The organism is Hydrogenophaga sp. NFH-34, assembly GCF_021401345.1.
Classification (GTDB): Bacteria; Pseudomonadota; Gammaproteobacteria; order Burkholderiales; family Burkholderiaceae_C; genus Hydrogenophaga; species Hydrogenophaga electricum.
Genome location: NZ_JACBGE010000023.1, coordinates 13,294 through 31,288, shown reverse-complemented (window position 1 = coordinate 31,288; position 17,995 = coordinate 13,294). Strand labels below are relative to the sequence as shown.

The 17,995-nt window shown below is 65.2% G+C and carries 13 protein-coding genes and 1 pseudogene; 3 read left to right on the top strand and 11 right to left on the bottom strand.

The window, feature by feature from the left end; translation table 11 throughout:
• The first annotated feature begins 745 nt into the window (after window positions 1-745).
• Window positions 746-1,570: a hypothetical protein gene (locus L0977_RS19660; protein ID WP_234266562.1), complete on the top strand. Its 825-nt coding sequence runs from the start codon at window positions 746-748 to the stop codon at window positions 1,568-1,570.
• Here the strand turns inward: L0977_RS19660 and L0977_RS19655 are convergent.
• The 5 genes from L0977_RS19655 to L0977_RS19635 all read right to left on the bottom strand — a co-directional run bounded on the left by L0977_RS19655 (window position 1,527) and on the right by L0977_RS19635 (window position 5,996).
• Window positions 1,527-2,009 (bottom strand): DUF488 domain-containing protein, encoded by a 483-nt coding sequence (locus L0977_RS19655; protein WP_234266561.1) that lies wholly within the window; start codon window positions 2,007-2,009, stop codon window positions 1,527-1,529. The two genes, L0977_RS19660 and L0977_RS19655, sit on opposite strands and share 44 nt — an antisense overlap.
• Window positions 2,010-2,231: 222 nt before the next feature.
• Window positions 2,232-3,857, bottom strand: coding sequence for an ABC-F family ATP-binding cassette domain-containing protein (locus tag L0977_RS19650; protein ID WP_234266560.1), 1,626 nt, complete (start codon window positions 3,855-3,857; stop codon window positions 2,232-2,234).
• Between the two features lie 169 nt (window positions 3,858-4,026).
• The gene (locus L0977_RS25715) at window positions 4,027-4,281 is read right to left on the bottom strand and encodes a hypothetical protein (RefSeq protein ID WP_234266559.1); all 255 of its coding nucleotides are present in this window, start codon (window positions 4,279-4,281) and stop codon (window positions 4,027-4,029) included.
• A 175-nt stretch (window positions 4,282-4,456) separates the two neighbouring features.
• The gene (locus L0977_RS19640; protein ID WP_234266558.1) at window positions 4,457-4,906 is read right to left on the bottom strand and encodes a carboxymuconolactone decarboxylase family protein; all 450 of its coding nucleotides are present in this window, start codon (window positions 4,904-4,906) and stop codon (window positions 4,457-4,459) included.
• Window positions 4,907-5,066: 160 nt separating this feature from the next.
• Window positions 5,067-5,996 carry a sigma-70 family RNA polymerase sigma factor gene (locus tag L0977_RS19635; protein WP_326491087.1) on the bottom strand — a complete coding sequence of 310 codons (930 nt, stop codon included), beginning with the start codon at window positions 5,994-5,996 and terminating at the stop codon, window positions 5,067-5,069.
• A 119-nt stretch (window positions 5,997-6,115) separates the two neighbouring features.
• Here L0977_RS19635 and L0977_RS19630 point away from each other — a divergent pair.
• Window positions 6,116-6,265, top strand: a pseudogene (locus L0977_RS19630) (DUF1428 domain-containing protein); the annotation flags it as partial.
• Window positions 6,266-6,277: 12 nt separating this feature from the next.
• Here L0977_RS19630 and L0977_RS19625 read toward each other — a convergent pair.
• Window positions 6,278-6,883 carry a glutathione S-transferase family protein gene (locus L0977_RS19625; protein WP_234266556.1) on the bottom strand — a complete coding sequence of 202 codons (606 nt, stop codon included), beginning with the start codon at window positions 6,881-6,883 and terminating at the stop codon, window positions 6,278-6,280.
• A gap of 114 nt (window positions 6,884-6,997) precedes the next feature.
• Here L0977_RS19625 and L0977_RS19620 point away from each other — a divergent pair, with 114 nt between their 5' ends.
• Window positions 6,998-7,966 (top strand): helix-turn-helix transcriptional regulator, encoded by a 969-nt coding sequence (locus tag L0977_RS19620; RefSeq protein WP_234266555.1) that lies wholly within the window; start codon window positions 6,998-7,000, stop codon window positions 7,964-7,966.
• A gap of 312 nt (window positions 7,967-8,278) precedes the next feature.
• Here L0977_RS19620 and L0977_RS19615 read toward each other — a convergent pair whose 3' ends face one another.
• From L0977_RS19615 to L0977_RS19595, 5 genes are all read right to left on the bottom strand, one after another.
• On the bottom strand, window positions 8,279-10,057 hold the full coding sequence (locus tag L0977_RS19615; protein WP_234266554.1) for a retron Ec67 family RNA-directed DNA polymerase/endonuclease: 1,779 nt from the start codon (window positions 10,055-10,057) through the stop codon (window positions 8,279-8,281).
• Between the two features lie 502 nt (window positions 10,058-10,559).
• A complete protein-coding gene (atzF, locus tag L0977_RS19610) occupies window positions 10,560-12,395 on the bottom strand; it encodes an allophanate hydrolase (RefSeq protein WP_234266553.1) in 1,836 nt (611 codons plus the stop codon).
• 32 nt (window positions 12,396-12,427) lie between these two features.
• Window positions 12,428-16,054, bottom strand: coding sequence for an urea carboxylase (gene uca, locus L0977_RS19605; protein WP_234266552.1), 3,627 nt, complete (start codon window positions 16,052-16,054; stop codon window positions 12,428-12,430).
• A 267-nt stretch (window positions 16,055-16,321) separates the two neighbouring features.
• Window positions 16,322-16,990: an urea amidolyase associated protein UAAP2 gene (locus L0977_RS19600; protein WP_234266551.1), complete on the bottom strand. Its 669-nt coding sequence runs from the start codon at window positions 16,988-16,990 to the stop codon at window positions 16,322-16,324.
• A 156-nt stretch (window positions 16,991-17,146) separates the two neighbouring features.
• Window positions 17,147-17,989 carry an urea amidolyase associated protein UAAP1 gene (locus L0977_RS19595; RefSeq protein WP_234266550.1) on the bottom strand — a complete coding sequence of 281 codons (843 nt, stop codon included), beginning with the start codon at window positions 17,987-17,989 and terminating at the stop codon, window positions 17,147-17,149.
• Window positions 17,990-17,995 lie beyond the last annotated feature (6 nt).

The following is a 17,995-nucleotide window of genomic DNA, read 5'->3' as shown; positions in this document are numbered from 1 at the left end:
AGGATGCAGACCAAGTTAGACAAAATCACTGCAGATTTAAAGCGGGGAGGCTTATCGGAAATAGAAAGTATGGAAGAGGTAATGGCTCGTATCAACTTAAGGAAGTAGCCCAATGCAGACACCGACGCGTGCCCACAATCTGTTCTTGGCCCGTTCCCTGGTTGGAACTGAACGGGGGCAACTTGAAGCCTTAAAGGGGGCGTTTCGCAAGCCACGCTACAAAGGCAAGTAAAGAATCAAAAGCCGATGCCGTCCGCTATGCGAAGGGGTTCGGTCTGCCCCCAGATTGGTTCGATCGAGACAATGAGAAACTGCTGCGGATGAGTGATGAAGATTACCGCCTAGTTGCGGCAGTTCTGCAACTGCAAGCCGCCAAGAAAGCGGGCCTTTTGTCCCTTCTGGAACCATGACTAGAGGGTAGACGGTCTGACCCCGATGGCGGCGGAAATTGCTGGAGGATTAACGACGGGAATGTCAGGATCTCGAATTATTCGAAGAAGTAGTCGACCCTGAAGAATCCTCAGGGCCCGCATGAACACTGGGCGTGCCGAGGTGAATCGGGGTTACAGAACTCCCAGTTTTATGTCCAATAGGGGCGCTTTTCTGGAAGCTCTGCCGTGCTGTTTTCCTGCCAGGGGGATGCCATGATATTTCCGCTGCCGACGCTGGATCGGAGAGCATGGTTGTGGTTTGATGTGCTGGTCAATCGGCTGCGTTGGAGCAGTCTTTTCAGGGAGAAACTCACGTGGCATCAGACCACCAACGCATCCTGATTCTGTGCAAGACCTACCCGTCGCCCAGCGCTCGGTATGTCGAAACCTCCTGCGTCGCCGGGATGACCGACGATGGGTGCTTGATCCGGTTGTTTCCCGTGCCGTTCCGGCTGGTGGAGGATGACCAGCAGTTCAAGAAGTGGCAGTGGATCTCCGCCCGGGTGCGCCGCGCGCAGGACGATGCCCGGCCCGAAAGCCACCGTATCTCGGTGGACACGATCGAGGTGGAGGGCGATCCGCTTCCCACGCGCGACAACTGGATGACCCGCCGCGAGGTCATCAAGGGCGTTCCTGTGTTCGATTCGTACGAAGCGCTGGAGGCATCACGCCAGGCGAATGGAACGACCCTGGGGTTGTTGAGGCCGAGCCGCTTGCTGGGCCTGGACATCAAGGCAGTGGACTCTCCCGACTGGACGGAAGATGAACTGGCCAAGCTGCTGCAGGAGCAGCAACAGGGCAGCTTGTTCGACGCGGTGGAGGATCAGCGCACCCTCAAGACGCTCAAGAAGCTCCCCTACGACTTCCACTACCGCTACGAATGCCAGACCCCGGAGGGGGTGAAGGCGTTCAGGCACAAGCTGGTGGACTGGGAAGCGGGGGCGCTTTACTGGAACGTGCACCGCCGACCGGACTGGCAGGAGGCGATGCGCCACAAGTTCGTCACCCAGTTCAGCGAGCTGGATGTCATGTTCCTCATGGGGACCATCCACCGCTTTCCGGGGCAGTGGTTGATCGTGAGCGTGCTGTACCCGCCTAAGCTGCCAGAGACTCTGGCGCGTCAGCAAACACTGTTTTAGCCGTCAGATGGTGCACCGCTGGGCCGCCAGCAGCCCGCACGGCGCGGGCTACGTAGGTGCGGTGGCAGGCAGAAAAATCCGCCTCGAAACAGACCAGGCAGGCCCGGTGGTCGCGGGCTGTCGCGGCCAGATTCCGCACCTCGGTTTTCACGGTACCCAGATGGGCCAGAAAACCACGGGTGTAGTCAGCCCAGTCGCCGTCTTCGCGGTATTGGTCGCGCACGGGCTTGGGGCAACCCAGGGCAGGCCGATGCTCATAGCCGATGCCTGCCGCAGCCAGATGCTCTCGGAACGCACTTTTCGAGAAACCCTTTTTGCGTGAGAGTGGCAGCTCGCGCACGTCCACGATCAGGTTCACGCGCGAGTCCTTCAGGCGGGCGATGAACCCGTCGATGGTCAGACCTTCGTAGCCGAAGGTAAAGAGCGCAGGTGTGGTCACGAGAAGGCGAGGGTTGGAACATCACCGATAAGTGATGTGAGCAAATTGTCTCACGCGAGCTTTGACAAGGTCGGATGCAGTCCAGAACTTCGCGGGGAAGCAGCGACTGTCGGGAAGCGCCCGTTCGTCAAGGTCCGCTCCTGGCCAAGACCCGTCCGTCAATGAGTTGGACCAACCGACAGCAACCGCTGCAGCACCGACACCCACAGAAGCCCATCCCCTTCAACCCACCGCACCCAACCGCCACCCCTTCCCCGTCGCCTCCAACCGATCCGTCAATCCCAGCGCCTCCAGAAACACCGGATCGTGTGACGCTACCAGCAGGGCACCCTGGTAGCTCGTCAGCAGGGTTTCCAGCGCGCGCAGCGAAGGCAGGTCCAGGTGGTTGCTGGGTTCGTCGAGCAGCAGCAGGGGCGGTGGTGGGTCGGCATAGAGCGCGCAGGCCAGGGCGGCTTTCAGGCGTTCGCCGCCGCTGAGCAGGCGGCTGGGCAGCGCCACCTTCTGCGCGTCCAGGCCGAGTTGCGCCAGGCGCATGCGCAGCGCGCTTTCGTCCAGGGTGCGTTGGGCTTGCTGCAGTTGTTCCAGCACCGGGCGGCCCGGGTCGAGATGGCCCAGGCTCTGGTCGAGGTAGACCGTGCCTGTGATCACCTGGCAGCGGCCCGCCAGCGGTTGGATCTGCCCGGCCAGGACTTTGAGCAGGGTGGATTTGCCGCTGCCGTTGGGGCCGGTCAGGCCGATGCGCTGGCGGCCGCGCACCTGCAGGCTGATGCGGCGCAGGGCCTCGGGCACGAAGGGCAGTTCAACGCCGTCCAGCTCGGCCACCAGGCGTTGCGCGACACCGGCGGTGGGCGGCGCGTGCAGGTGGATGGCGGCCTCGTCGGCCACCTGCTCGGCCGCTTCGCGCACGCGCTGCGCCAGGGCCTGCCGCGTGGCCGCCTGCTGCCGCAGCAGCTTGCCGGTGGCATGGTCGCTGCGCTCTTTCTGGCGGTCGAGCAGGATCTTCGCCTGGTTGGCCTGCTGGCCGGCGCGCGCGCCGCGGGCCTGGCGCTTTTCCTGCCGTTCGCGCTGCGCGCGCAGGGCCTGTTCTTCGCGCCGGCGGTCTAGCATCGCGCGGTCGAGTTCGGCCACGGCGTTCTGCTGTTCGTGCGCCTTGGCCTGCGCATAGAAAGCGTGGTTGCCGCCATAACTGCGCAGGCCCAGCGGCGACAGTTCGACGATGCGGTCCAGCGTGTCGAGCAACTGGCGGTCGTGGCTGATGACCAGCAGCCCCCGGGGCCAGTGCGCAAGCTGTTCGATCAGCGCGTGGCGGCTGGGTTGGTCGAGGTGGTTGCTGGGTTCGTCCAGGATCAGGAAGTCGGCCTCGGAGAGCAGCGCACCGATCAACGCCACGCGCATGGCTTCGCCGCCGCTGAGGCGGCTGGCCGGGGTGTCGGCCCGCAGGTGCGCCAGACCGTGTTGTTCAAGCGCGTGTTGCAGTTGCTGGCGGATGTGCCAGCGCTCGCCCACGGTGTCGAAATCCGCCGGTTCGGTGCTGCCCGCCTCGATGCGTTGCAAGGCAGCCAGCAGCGCCTGCACGCCCGCCAGATCGGCCACGGTGGCGCCGGGCGCGGGCGTGCTGATCTGCTGGGCCAGGTAGTGCACCGAACCCGCACGCACGCAGCGCCCGCCGGAAGGTGGCTGCAGCCCCGCGAGCATCCGCGCCAGCACGGTCTTGCCGCTGCCGTTGCGACCGACCAGGCCGGCGCGGCGCTGGTCATCGAAGGTTTCGGTGAGGTGGGCGAACAGCAGGGTGCCGTCCGGGAGGACGCAGGACACATCCTCCAAAGCGAGGTAATGGGTGGTCGCCATACACAGTCCAAAGATGCAAAGAGCTCCCCCGCGTTTGGGGGCAGTGGAGATTTGCCGTCAGGTCGACGGCGGCATCAGTGGCGCATGGGACGGGTACCTCGCTGGGGTGTGAAAGGCCGGATTGTAGGAGCGGCACCTTGATCGACCCCCTGGCCGACCGAAAGTTCGGTCAGGCGTCGAGCACGGTGAGCAGTTCGTCCAGGGCCTGGTGCGCCGCGGTGCCGTGCGCGTCGTCGGGCGTGCCCATGTTTTTCGCGGCCTGCAGATTACCGCGGCCGGCACCGTGAGCGGTGTGGAAGAACGCTCGCTGCGCGCGCTGGTGCAGCGCATGGGGCCCACCATCGACGCCAGCGTGCTGGCCACCCTGGCCACGGCCTGCCGCGACCAGCTTCAGGTGGGCTTCAGCTACCGCGCACTGCCTCATGCTCTGCGGCACCGGCCAGCTGGACTCGCTGGTCTACTGGCTCATGGCGCTGGACGTGGAGTTTGATGTGCTGGAGCCGCCCGTGCTGAAGGAGCGGCTGCGCCGGGCGAGTGAGCGGGTCGGGCGGAGTCCCGCCTTAGAAAGGACACAGGCAAGCATTGGCGGCCCGACAGGTTCACGCTTTGGCCCGCGGCTTCATACGGAAACTCACGCCCATGCGATTGATGGCGTTCATGGCGGCAATCGTGAGCGTCAGATCCACCAGATCCTTCTCACCAAACACGGCCAACGCGGCCGCATAGGCGTCATCGGAGGCGTGGGTCTCGCTCACGCGCGTCACCTCCTCGGACCACGCCAGCGCGGCGCGCTCCTGCTCAGAGAAGAGGTATTCTGCCTCGTGCCAGGCGGGAACGAGCACCACCTTCTCCACCGACATGCCTTCGGCAAGCAGGTCCCGCGTGTGGATGTCGATGCAGTGCGCGCAGCCGTTGATCTGCGACACGCGCAGGAAGACCAGGTGCGTCAGCAAGCTCGGAAGGCCGGTGCTCTTGGTGACAAAGTGGTGCAGCGTGCCGACAGCCTTGGCACCCTCAGGAGAGACTTGGAACCAAACAGCGCGATTCATGAATCCATTTCCTTCGATGTGAATGATGGGCGGAGGCCAAAACCGACCTCCCGCTCACAAGACGTTTGACCCGAAGGCGCTGTGACACCAGTTGGAAAAAAAGCCGCGAACGCCGCCAGGCCGCGCACGTTGTCGCGGCCACACACCGGAACCGGCGGCATCAGTGCGGATTCGGCCGGGGCAGCAAGTAGCTCTGGCGTTTGACACCCGCCAGCTTCGCAGGATTGCGCTGTATCCGCACCTGCGAGATGCGGCCAGCGTCGAACTCAAAGGCTTGGACGGACTCCAGTTCCCCTTGCAGGTAACGCAAGAGCGCCCACTCGCCGTTCAACCAGGCCAGTTCGAGTCGCATGTTGTCGCCATGTCGCCGGTGGTGCGCGTAGTAAAGCTGGGCAATGCGCCGGGCCCCGCTCAAAGGTGAGCGCAAGCTTGGGCCGACCCCGCCAAAGTCGCCCATCAGGGCGACCTCCTCGGCCAGCAGCGCCTGGATCCCCTGGAAGTCACCCTCCGTGATGGTCTGGATCAGGCGACGCAGAATCGCGTACTGCTCCTGCGGCGGGGTTCGCGCGTGCTGCCGATCTGCGCCGCGCACTTTCTTCAAACGTTGCTTGGCGCGGTGCACGATCTGGCGGGCAGACGCCTCGCTCTTGCCAATGGCCGCTGCGACCTGCTCGTAGTCGACTTCAAAGACCTCCCGGAGCAAGAACGCAGCCCGCGCCTCCGGGGTCAGGCAATCGAGCAGCACGAGGAAGGCGATGGAAACGTCATCGGCGAGTTCGCGGATCTGCTCCGGCGAGGCTGGTCCATTCTCGACCAGGGGCTCGGGAAGCCAGAGGCCCGGGTAGGCTTCACGTCGCAGCTTGGCAGAGCGCAGTCGATCGATGGCCATGCGCGTGGTGACCGTGACCAGCCAAGCCTCTGGAATGAGCACGGCGGCATGTGGATCCTTGAGTTCATCGTGCCAACGCAGCCAGACATCCTGCACCAAGTCCTCGGTCTCCTGGACGGAGCCAAGCATTCGATAGCCGATGGCCATCAACCTTGGTCGCAAGCGTGAAAAGACTTCTTCAGACGGTGGGGACAAAGTCACCTTTTAGATATTCCTTCTATCGCCGTTCCTGCACGCGCAGCGCGGAGCCTGACCCATTGTGAGACATCCATTGAGCACCCCATCGCAAAGATGTCGGGCTGCCTACAGTCCAGCGACTCCCGAGCGAGGCCTGGGGCGACGCCGGCATGAAAAAGATGCTGGAAGACCCGCGCATGGACCCGACCAACCCCGACAACCCGCCCATGCCCTTCGACGGCAAGCGCATGATCTTCGGCGGGTTCGAAGCGGTAGTCGAAGTGAAGCCTTGAGCGGGTGTTGGGTCAGGCTTCGATCTGCATCGCCGGACGCGCCTGCACCTTCTGGAGCCAGGCGTTCGTGATGGGGTGCTGGTCCACCGGCGCACCGAGGTAGACGCTGTAGCCGATCACCGACACCACGATCAGGTCGACCAGCGAGTAGGCGTCGCCGAGCAGCCAGGGGTGCTGGCTCAGGCGACCGTCGAGCACGGTGAGCAGTTCGTCCAGCGCCTTGTGCGCCGCGGTGCCGTGGGCGTCGTCGGGCGTGCCCATGTCTTTCGCGGCTTGCAGTCGGAACACCTGCGCGCCGTAGGTCACGTAGGCCCAGGTGCTCCAGGCCATGGCCTGAAGGTGTTCGGGCGTGCCACCGGCCGGCCACAGGCCGCTCTTCACGCCATAGGTGTGGCCCAACCACAGCTCGATGGCCAGCGCCTCGAACATCGGCGCGCCGTCCACGGTCAGGGTGGGCACCTTGCCGTTGGGGTTCAGGGCCAGGTAGTCGGGCCGGCGCTGCTCGCCGGTGGTGATGTCGACCTTGATCCGCTCGTGCGGCACGCCGAGTTCGGCGAGGGCGCAGGCGACCGGGGTGGCGCTGGACATGGGGTGCCAGTAGAGAACGATCTTGGACATGGTGGGCTCCTTGAAGATGGTGGTTGGCGGGCCCGGCACCGCGCCGAACCCGTGACCGCAATGTCGCGCCCATTGCGGACAGCTTTGGCCCGCAATAAAAGCTAGAGTGCCCCCATGCTTTCATCGTCCTCGCGCCTGCTGCGGGTGCTGTCGCTGCTGCAGACCCGCAGCCACTGGGCCGGCCCCGAGCTGGCCGAGCGGCTGGCCGTGCACCCGCGCACGCTGCGGCGCGACATCGACCGGCTGCGCCAGCTCGGCTACCCCATTCACGCCAGCAGCGGCGTGGCGGGCGGCTATGCGTTCCGGGCGGGGCAGTCGCTGCCGCCGCTGCTGCTGGACGACGAAGAGGCGCTGGCCGTGGCCATTGCCCTGCAGATCGCCGCGGCCGGCACCGTGAGCGGTGTGGAAGAAAGCTCGCTGCGCGCGCTGGTGAAGCTGGAACAGGTGATGCCCACCCGCCTGCGCCGCCGCACGGGTGCGCTGCGCTCGGCCATCGTGCCGGTGCAGCGCATGGGGCCGACCATCGACGCCAGCGTGCTGGCCACGCTCGCCACGGCCTGCCGCGACCAGTTGCAGGTGGGGTTCAGCTACCGCGACCTGCGCGGCCAGGCCACCATGCGCCAGGTGCAGCCGCACGGGCTGGTGCACACCGGCCACCACTGGTACCTGGTGGCCTGGGACCCGGCGCGCGACGACTGGCGCACCTTCCGCATCGACCGCGTGCAGGGCACGCCCCGCACCGGCACGCACTTCGCGCCGCGCCCGCCGCCCGCGGGCGACCTGCGCGCCTACGTCACCGGGGCCATGGCCGGCGTGCACCAGCAGGGCGAGCAGGCGCGCGTGGTGCTGCACCAGCCGCGCGAGGTGATGGCGAAAACCATTCCGCCATCCGCCGCCACGCTGGAGGCGATGGACGACACGCACTGCCTCATGCTCTGCGGCACGGGCCAGCTGGACTCGCTGGTTTATTGGCTCATGGCGCTGGACGTGGAGTTTGATGTGCTGGAGCCGCCGGTGCTGAAGGAGCGGCTGCGCCGGGCGAGTGAGCGGGTGGGGAGGAGCTTGGCGCGGGGTGGTGGGTGAGGCTGGTGGCTGTGGCGAAAAGTTCGACTCAACTCAGCGAGTGCTGCCTGTGGAGCCGGCCCTTTAACGGCTCCACCCCTAAGTACCAGCCATTCCGCTCCCAGAAATTCTCCGATTGGTCGGCATCTTTAGATGCTGACCTTCCTGCATGCTTTTGCGGAGGACGTAGGGCAGACCGCGGTATGGCGGTACGTGAGAGGCCCCAAGATCAGAGGACTCGCATTCGAAATGAGAAGGTCGGATTGGCTGAATTCATGGCGCCAGCAAACATTCAACCTAAATAGGATTGAGACAAAATCCTTCACTTCTCAGTCATGCTTTTTTTGTCGCAGGCTGCACTTGGACTCTGCTCGAAAAATCCGCAATTACCTCCACCAACGTGTCTAGCAATTGGGAGAATCCCGAGAAGTCTTTTGGGTCAGCATGTGGAACAACATGCTTAGCAAAATACATTTTTCCATACTCATTGTCGCCGACTTTCTGATTACTAAGCGTCAAGACTTTACCACCCAACTTGGTATTTAAAAGATGGGCAGGAAATAGATCCTCGATAACACAATCCGGTGCGTTCGCAGGTGATTGAATCGAAACCACATAAAGATTTGGACGAGTGAATACGTAATTGAGGCCTTTGATAGCAGGAAGTCCTTGATTCTTGGCGATGCCCTTCGCGTAGTTAACGACATCACGTCCGGCCTTGTCGTTATCGACAATCACTATGGTCGGCTGGGAAAGGAGTCCACCTTTAAATTTTTTTGTCTGATCAACGTAAATGCGACAGAAATTCTTTAGCGCGTCAGTTCCACCGTTCAGCTCCAAGAGTCGCCCCGCTATGGAGCTGTGCTTAAAAAATCGCACATTAAATCTATTTTGCTCACCCGGCTTTAGCTTCGCATCTATCAAATCAGGATAGTAACCACCCATTGCAGAAATAGCAGCCGCAATGTAAATCGAGTCTGTTTCGCCTTCACACACGATGACTGGTTTTTCAGGAACATAAAACTTCGTGTAAAAGAGGAAGCGCCGATACACGTGTTCATCCGAATTCAATTCATCGGGAGCGTGGTGCAATGCTCTGCCCAATGCCGCCTGACTACGCTGGAACCTGTGCGCGTTATAGATATGTGAGAGGCATCCCTCTAGGTGATCGAGCGATCCAGCATCTGGAGTGGCAGGCTGTGGTCCAATGAATCCCTTTGGCGTAGGCTTGAAATAAGCCCCTGTTTTCACCAATCGTGCGACGGCTGCACGCGCCCAGCGCCGGTACTCAACTGGAACGCTTACCTTATCGTTTACAACAAGTCCAGTGACCTCTTGCCTCGACGACCTGTATAGCATTCGAGTCTTTAGATCGTTGATGCTGAAGCCACAACTTCCAATTGTCGAAATCAACTCAGGACCAAGCTGCCATACGTGTTCTGAGACCCGCTTTGCCACAGCCTCCGGAAAAACGTTCAAGTTTGTCGAGAAGGTCAAATCATCGGCATACCGTGTGTATGTGAGTCTATTTCGCTTCGCCAACTTCGCAAGGTGGATGTCAAGCATCCGCGCAAGCAGATTAGAGACTACAGGAGAGCTAGGCGAACCCTGCGGCAGTGATGATTTATGACAAAGAACGTTTGCCAAAATTCTTGCAATCTTCGGATCCAATCCGAAGTCCCTGCTCTTCTCAAAATAACCGGCAATTCTTCCAAAATGGATTGATGGAAAAAAATCCTTGAGGTCCAGATTAAGCACGTAACGCCGCCCGCGATGATGAGCGGCATTGGTAAAAATTGATCGTCCTAGTTTGAATCCGTGAGCGGGCGAAGATAGTTTCCCCTCTATCTCCGCTAGACAATCATTGAGAAGAGTAGAAATCTTCTTCTGCAAAAGCATCAAGCGAGGCACAGGGGCCGAGATCGACCTCCTGCCGCCACTTCGCTTGGGGATGGTAAAGGAATTGTATTTCTGTGCATCTGGAAGCTTGAACAGAATATAGCCAAGCGCGCTAGCTTTAAAACCAAGAAGATCTGCAAGGCCGTTGATAGACTTGACAGATTTCAGTGCTTCAATTTTTCGCATCTTGTAGGTGGAGCCCCAGGAACTCATTAGGCATCGCAGATTGACAGCGATGAATACTGGAAGATACGCCGGGAGCAATCCACCCAACGTTGATTTCACTCAGCCCGATACAGGCCAAAAAATTCTTCCTGAGGCTCCATCGGCAGTGTAACAAACATATCGATCGTCAATCGTTTGTCCTCCCTCAGAAGCCCAGAGCAGAACCAGACTCGACCCGATGCGCGTCGGCAAGCGATTCAAGAGGGTCCTCACTCTCGCAGCGGTCGATTGCTTCATCCGTCTAAACGAACACCCTCCATAACTGCCGGTGTCGGTTGTTCTATATGTTGTGGGTTGTTGAACGAGCGGTGACATCGATCCCGTCGATCATCATCCCGTGGTCCTACACCTTGAGCGCCTGTGCCTTGATCAGGACCGCTGCCCACTGTGAATGACTGCATTCTGTAGATGAACGCCCAGCGAGTGTGCACGCATCGCTGAAATCAATCGCTGCATCTCGGTCAATCGAGCAAATGGCGAGCAACGAACTTCAGCCCTGCTTCGTCAACCAAGCCCGCCAGCTCCCCAGCGCAGTGATCTCGGTCCCTCCCTCGACCCCAACCGCCTCACACACAAACCCGCTCACCCAAGACCCATCTGCCAGCTTGACCTTGCCAATCCCCAGCGGGGCGGGGATGCCGTCGACGAAGCTGCCGAAGTTTTCGGCGGGCAGTTCCCACACTTCCATCTCAATCGCGGCGCCGCCTTCTTTGACGCGCACCATGCCGGGCCGCTGGACCGGGCCGCCGGCCAATGCGTAGAACTTGTATTCGGGCGCGGACTGCACCGCGCCGAGCAGGCGCGCGCCGCGCTGGGTGAGTTGCCAGTTGAGCGGCAGGCCGCTGAGGTGGGCGCCGCAGACGGCGACCTTGACGGTGCCGGCGGTGTTGCTGCCTTTGGGCAGGTCGGTGGCGCTGATGGCGGGGGTGTCGGCCAGCGTGGCGGGGGTGGCGCCGAGTGACAGCGCCTGCGCGCGGTGGAAGCGGTCGGCCAGGCGCAGCAGCGGCACGTCCTTGAACGCGGGCGCGGCCAGGGTCACGCCCCAGGGCAGGCCTTGCGCGTCGCCGCTGGCCTGCAAGCCCGCGGGCACCGCGACGGCGGCGTAGTCCAGCAGGTTCATGAAGTTGGTGTAGTAGCCCAGGTTGCTGTTGAGGCGGATCGGGTCGGCCTGCATGTCGGCGATGCGGTAGATGGTGCCGGCCGTGGGCGTGAGCAGGCAGTCCACGTCTTGCCACACGGCGTCGCAGACGCGCTTGAGGGCCTTGAGCTTGTAGCTGGCCGCGAACGCGTCAGCGGCGGTCTTGGCTTTGCCGCCCTGGATGATGCTGCGCACGGGCGGGAACACGGCCTCGGGCTGGGCTTCGATGAAGTCCTGGATGGCGACGTAGCGCTCGGCGACCCAGGGGCCTTCGTAGAGCAGGCGCGCGGCTTCGAGGAAGGGCGTGAGGTCCACCTCGACGGCGGTGCCGCCGAGGGCGTGCAGGCGTTCGATGCTCTGCGCGAAGAGCCCGATGGCCGCGTCGTTGCCAAAGAAAGCGAGGTCCTGCGGGCGCGGCACGCCGAAGCGGAACGGGCCGGCCGAGAAGTCCACGCCAAAGGGTTTGGCCGCGCGGCTGAAGGCGTCGGCTGCGTCGGGCACGGCGGCCACCGCGAGCACGGCCTGCGCGTCCGCCGCGGTGAGCGCGAAGATGGACACGGTGTCCACCGACCGGCAGGCCGGTACCACGCCGGTGGCGGAGAGCAGGCCGAGGCTGGGCTTGAGGCCGATGAGGTTGTTGAAGCTGGCGGGCACGCGGCCCGAGCCGGCGGTGTCGGTGCCCAGCGAGAAGCTGACCCAGCCCTTGGCCACGCTCACGGCGGAGCCGCTGCTGGAGCCGCCGGAGACGAACTCTGGGTTGAAGGCGTTGCGGCACGCGCCGTAGGGCGAGCGCGTGCCGTTGAGGCCGGTGGCGAACTGGTCGAGGTTGGCCTTGCCCAGCGGCACGGCGCCGGCCGCGATGAGCTGCTGCACGAGGAAGGCGCTCTGCGTGGGGGTGTAGGCGTATTCGGGGCAGCCGGCGGTGGTGGGGATGTGCGCGAGGTCGATGTTGTCCTTGATCGCAAACGGCACGCCGTAGAGCGGCAGGCTGGCCGGGTCCACGCCGTCGAGGTGGGCGACGTAGGGCTCGATCTCCGCGTCGGTCAGGCGGTGGATGAAGGCGTGGTGCGCGTCGCTGGCGCAGCGGCGCATGGCTTCGGCGATGACGGCGCGCACGGGGGTGCCGGCGGCGTAGGCGGCGCGCAGGCTGGCGAGGTCGAAGGACAGGTCTTCAAGGTTCAGGGGCATGGTGTGCTCCGGGGTTTCTGTTCGGTTCGCGTTCAGTCTTCGGTGACCAGCACCAGCACGTCCTGGCCGGCGGCCACGGGCGCGCCTTCGCGGCACATGAGGCGGTGCACGGTGGCGTCCTGCGGCGCGAGCACGCTGAATTCCATCTTCATGGACTCGACGACGAGCAGCACGTCGCCGGCCGCAACGCGCTGGCCTTCGCTGACCAGCACCTTCCACACGCTGCCGGGCACGCTGCTGGCCAGCGGCCGGCCGCCGGGCGGCAGGTCCAGCTCGACGCTGGCGTCGGCCGCGGCCACGTCGGCGTCGCCCGCGTAGGTGAGTTGTCCGCTCGCGGCCCAGCGTTCGCGCTCGGCGTCGAAGGCGGCCTGCTGCTGCGCCTTGAAGGCGCCGATGCTGGGCGCGTTCTCGGCCAGGAAGCGGCGGTAGCCGCGCAGGCTGAAGGTGGTCTCTTCGATCTGCAGCGCGTAGCCGCCGTGCGGGAAGGCGGCGCGGATGCGCAGCAGCTCGTCCTGCGCCACCGGCACGAAACGGATCTGGTCGAAGAAGCGCAGCAGCCAGGGCTGCTCGAACACCGAGCCCGGCTCACCGTGGCGCCAGCGGTTCCACATCTGCAGCGTGCGGCCGACGAACTGGTAACCGCCGGGGCCTTCCATGCCGTAGACGCAGAGGTAGGCGCCGCCGATGCCCACGGCGTTCTCGGGCGTCCAGGTGCGCGCGGGGTTGTACTTGGTGGTCACCAGGCGGTGGCGCGGGTCCACCGGCGTGGCCACCGGCGCGCCCAGGTAGACGTCGCCCAGGCCGAGCACGAGGTAGCTCGCTTCGAACACGACCTTGAACACGTCGTCGATGCTGTCCAGCCCGTTGATGCGGCGGATGAACTCGATGTTGCTCGGGCACCAGGGCGCGTCGGGCCGCACCGACTGCATGTACTTCTGAATGGCGAGCTTCGTCTGAGGATCGTCCCAGCTCAGCGGCAGATGCACCACGCGGCTGGGCACGACCATGTCGTCGACCGCGGGCAGCGCGGCCTCGGCCTCGACCAGCACCTTGAGCAGCTCGGCGCGCGAGACCTTCGAAGGGTCGAAGTGCAGTTGCAGCGAACGGATGCCGGGCGTCATGTCGACGATGCCGGGCAGGGTGCCGGCCTCGATGCGCGCTTGCAGCGCCTGCATGAGCACGTGCACGCGCAGGCGCAGTTCGATGTCCAGCACCAGCGGGCCGAACTCGACCAGCAGGTAACGGTCGCCGGCCTGGCGCACCACCATGGCGGGCACGGCCTCGTCTTCGCGTGCGGGGTCCTCGTGCACCACCGGCGTGGGGTGGGCGGTGGCGTCGTCGGCCGGCGCGGCGGGCAGGGCCTGTTTGAGCGTGGCCAGCGCGGCTTCGACGGTGGCGCTGCGGTCCAGCGCCTGATCGAGCGAGAGGCGGTGGAAGCGCACCGTGTCGCCGGGGCGCAGCTGGCCGAGCTTCCAGAGTTCGGCGTCCACCACCACGGCCGGGCAGACGAAGCCGCCGAGGCTGGGGCCGTCGGGGCCGAGGATGACCGGCATGTCGCCGGTGAAGTCGATGGCGCCGATGGCGTAGGCGTTGTCGTGGATGTTGGACGGGTGCAGGCCCGCCTCGCCGCCGTCGCTGCGCGCCCACTGCGGCTTGGGGCCGATCAGGCGCACGCCGGTGCGGCTGGAGTTGTAGTGCACCTCCCAGTCGGTGGCGATGAAGGTGGCCACGTCGTCGGGCGTGAAGAAGTCGGGCGCGCCGTGCGGGCCGTAGAGCACACCCACGTCCCAGTGGTGGCCGAAGGCGGGCACGGTGTCGCCGGATGCGCTCACGTCCGCCGTGCCGGCGCCGGGCGCGGCCAGGTGCAGCACGTCGCCGGTGCGCAGGTGGCGGCCGGCGTGGCCGCCGAACTGGCCGAGAGTGAAGGTGCTGCGGCTGCCCAGGTAGAGCGGCACGTCGAAGCCGCCGCCCACGGCCAGGCACAGGCGCGCGCCAGCCTCGGCACGGCCGATGGCGAGCACGCTGCCGGCGGCCACGCGGTGGCTTTGCCACATCGGCAGCGGCGCGCCGTCCAGCATGACGGGAGCGGGCGCGCCGGTCACGGCGATCACCGCGTCGGCGTTGAAGCGCAGCGTGGGGCCCGACAGCGTGATCTCCAGCGCGGCCGCGTCGGCGTCGTTGCCCACCAGCCGGTTGGCCATGCGGTGCGCGTACGCGTCCATGGGGCCGCTGGGCGGCACGCCCACGTCCCAGTGGCCCAGGCGGCCGGGCCAGTCCTGCACGCTGGTCTGCACGCCGGGCTCGACCACCTCGACGGTGGCGGGGCGGAAGTGGAAGCTGTTGAGAAAACGCGTGACCTGCCGGCCTGTGCGGAACACCGGGTCGCGCACCACCTGGCGCAGGTAGCCCAGGTTGGTCTCGATGCCGGCCAGGCGCGTGGCGGCCAGCGCCGCGTCCAGCTTCGCCAGCGCCTGCTCGCGGTCGGGCGCGGTGACGATGAGCTTGGCCAGCATGGGGTCGTACCAGGCGGGCACCTCGGTGCCGCGCTCGACCCAGCCGTCGACCCGTGCATCCGATGGAAACACCACCTCGGTCAGCAGACCGGCGCTGGGCTGGAAGTTCTTGGCCGGGTCTTCGGCGTACAGCCGCACCTGGATGGAAGCGCCCTGCGGCGTGGGCGCGAGCGTGGCCAGCGGCGGCAGGTCGTGGGCCGCGAGGCGCACCATCCATTCGACCAGGTCGACACCGGTGACCTGCTCGGTCACGCCATGCTCCACCTGCAAGCGCGTGTTGACCTCCAGGAAATAGAAGGCCCCGGTGGCGGCGTCGTAGACGAACTCCACCGTGCCGGCCGAGCGGTAGTTCACCGCCTGCGCGAGCCGCACCGCGGTGGCGTGCAGCTCGCTGCGCTGCACGTCGGTGAGGCCCGGCGCGGGCGTCTCTTCGATCACCTTCTGGTTGCGGCGCTGCACCGAGCAGTCGCGCTCGCCCAGCGCGAGCACCGTGCCGGCGCCGTCGCCGAAGACCTGCACCTCGATGTGGCGCGCCTGCTCGACGTACTTTTCGAGGAACAGGCCGGCGTCCTTGAAGTTGGCGCTGGCCAGGCGCTGCACCGAGGCGAAGGCGTCGCTGAGTTCGTCTTCGCTCCACACCAGGCGCATGCCGATACCGCCGCCGCCCGCCGTGCTCTTGAGCATGACCGGGTAGCCGATGCGCAGGGCTTCGGCGCGGGCCTGTGCCGCGTCGGCCAGCAGGCCGGTGCCGGGCAACAGCGGCACGCCGCGTTGTTCGGCCAGATCGCGCGCCGTGTGCTTCAGGCCGAAGGCGCGCATCTGCGCGGGCGTGGGGCCGATGAAGGCGATGCCTGCGTCTTCGCAGGCCTGGGCGAAGCCGGGATTCTCGGACAGGAAACCGTAGCCAGGGTGGATGGCTTCGGCGCCGCAGTCCTGGGCGATCTGCAGGATGCGCTCGGCCTTGAGGTAGCTCTCGGCGGCGGGCGCGGGGCCGAGCAAATACGCTTCGTCGGCCTCGCGCACGTGGCGCGCCTGCGCGTCGGCTTCGGAATACACGGCCACGCTCTGCACGCCCAGGGCTTTGAGGGTGCGGATGATGCGGCAGGCGATGGCGCCGCGGTTGGCGATCAGGACCTTGCGGAACATGGTGTCTCCGGTGGCAGGCCGTCCTGCCCAAACAAGGAAATCGGACGGGTCGTCCCGTCGTCGGGAGAAGAGGATGTGGTTGGATGAGGTGATGCTGTTGCTGACGTGGTGCTGTTGCCGACGTGGGTCACACCTTCCTCGTCATTCCCGCGAACGCGGGAATCCACGACAGGCGGGGTGCTTCCTCGTTCGTGGATTCCCGCGTTCGCGGGAATGACGGAACGGGCGGGAATGACGGAACGGGCGGGAATGACGGAACGGGGGGGTTCATGTCGGGTTCCAGACCAGCAGCCGCGTGGGCGTGGGGTTGTAGGCGTTGCAGGGGTTGTTGAGCTGCGGGCAGTTGCTGATGAGCACCCAGAGGTTCATCTCGGCGCGCATCTCCACGTACTTGCCGGGGCCGGACACGCCGTCGGCGAACTTGAGGTCGCCGCCTTCGGTGACCGGCACGTTCATGAAGAAGTTGATGTTGGGCACCAGGTCGCGCTTGCCCAGGCCAATGTCGGCGTGTTGCAGCGCGATCAGGTAGTTGTCGCGGCAGCTGTGCATGAACTTCTTCTGCAGCGCGTAGCGCACGGTATTGCTTTCGGCCGCGCAGGCGCCGCCCAGCGTGTCGTGCCGGCCGCAGGTGTCGGCGACGATGGTGAGCATGGGCCGTGCGTCGTTGCTGCGGATGACCGAGCCGGTGGTCAGGTAGATGCCGCCCTGGTGCAGCATGGTGTCGGTGGCGCTGTAGTGCTCGGCCGGGTCGTCGCGGTTGTAGAACAGCACGTCGGCGGCCTGGTTGCCTTCCAGATCGACGATGCGCAGGACCTGGCCTTTGTCGAGCGGGAACAGAATGGGTTCGCCCGCAGGATGGAACTGGTCGATCACGGCGTCGGCCGGATTCAGCGCGCTTTCCTGGAGGCGGACGTCGGTGGCGGTGATGGCGTTCATGGTGCAAATTTCCTGATCGTTCAACTCATGTCTGCGCGCAGCGGTGCCTGTTCCAGACGCACCGCAGAACCGGCTTGGCCGGGCGGCTGGTGCGGTCCCCCCTCCGAGCCGAAGGCACCAGAGAGGGGGGACGACGCGAAGCGGCGCAGGGGGGTGTCACGCATACAGCATGTCGGTGTTGTGCAGCGCCCGCGCGTTCTCGGGGCGGAAGGCGCGGCACGCGTCGTCGGCCGGCGCCGGGCCGCAGCGCCAGGCGACCAGGCCCACCTTTTTCGGCGCGTACGCGGGGTTCGGGTCGAGCGCGTGCGGCGCGGCCGAGACGGCGAGGATCGCGTCCATGTCGAAGCGCAGTTCCACGAAGCTGCCGGCCGGGGCGTGCCCGGGCTCGAACACGAAGCGGCCCTGCGCGTCCACCTGCACCTTGCTGAACAGGTTGACCGGCGCGATCAGGTCGCGCTTGCCCAGGCCGTATTTGCCGATCTCGATCAGCAGGCCGTCCTTGCCCGATCGGTGCATGCCGTTGCGCGCGGCGGCGTAGGGCTTGTCGCCGTACCGGGCGGTCATGCGCTCGTGGTCGAGCAGGGCGCCCAGCGGGTCGTGCCAGCCGGTGCTGTCGGCGGTGAAGCTGGCCATGGCGCGGCCCATGTCGCTCATGAGCACGTGGCCGCGCGTGTAGTGCGCGGTGTGCTGCGCCTTGAGGCTGTCGGGCATGTTGTAGCGCTCCAGTTTCTCCAGCGCCGAATACAGCACCAGGCTGAGGTTGGGGCCGTCTTCCAGCGCCACGAAGCGGATGGCGGTGCCGCGCGGCATGCGCCAGCTCCAGTGGCCGCCACCGGGCACGACCTCGCTCCACACGATGGCGCCGGTGTCCACGCCCTGCAGCGCGGCGGCCGGGAACCGCGGCCAGAAGGTGGGCACGTCCACGGGTGCGGTGGCGGGCGGGTTGGGGGCGACCGGCACGTCGGGCTCGGTCCAGGGGGTCGCGTGGGGGGCGTTCATGGGGTT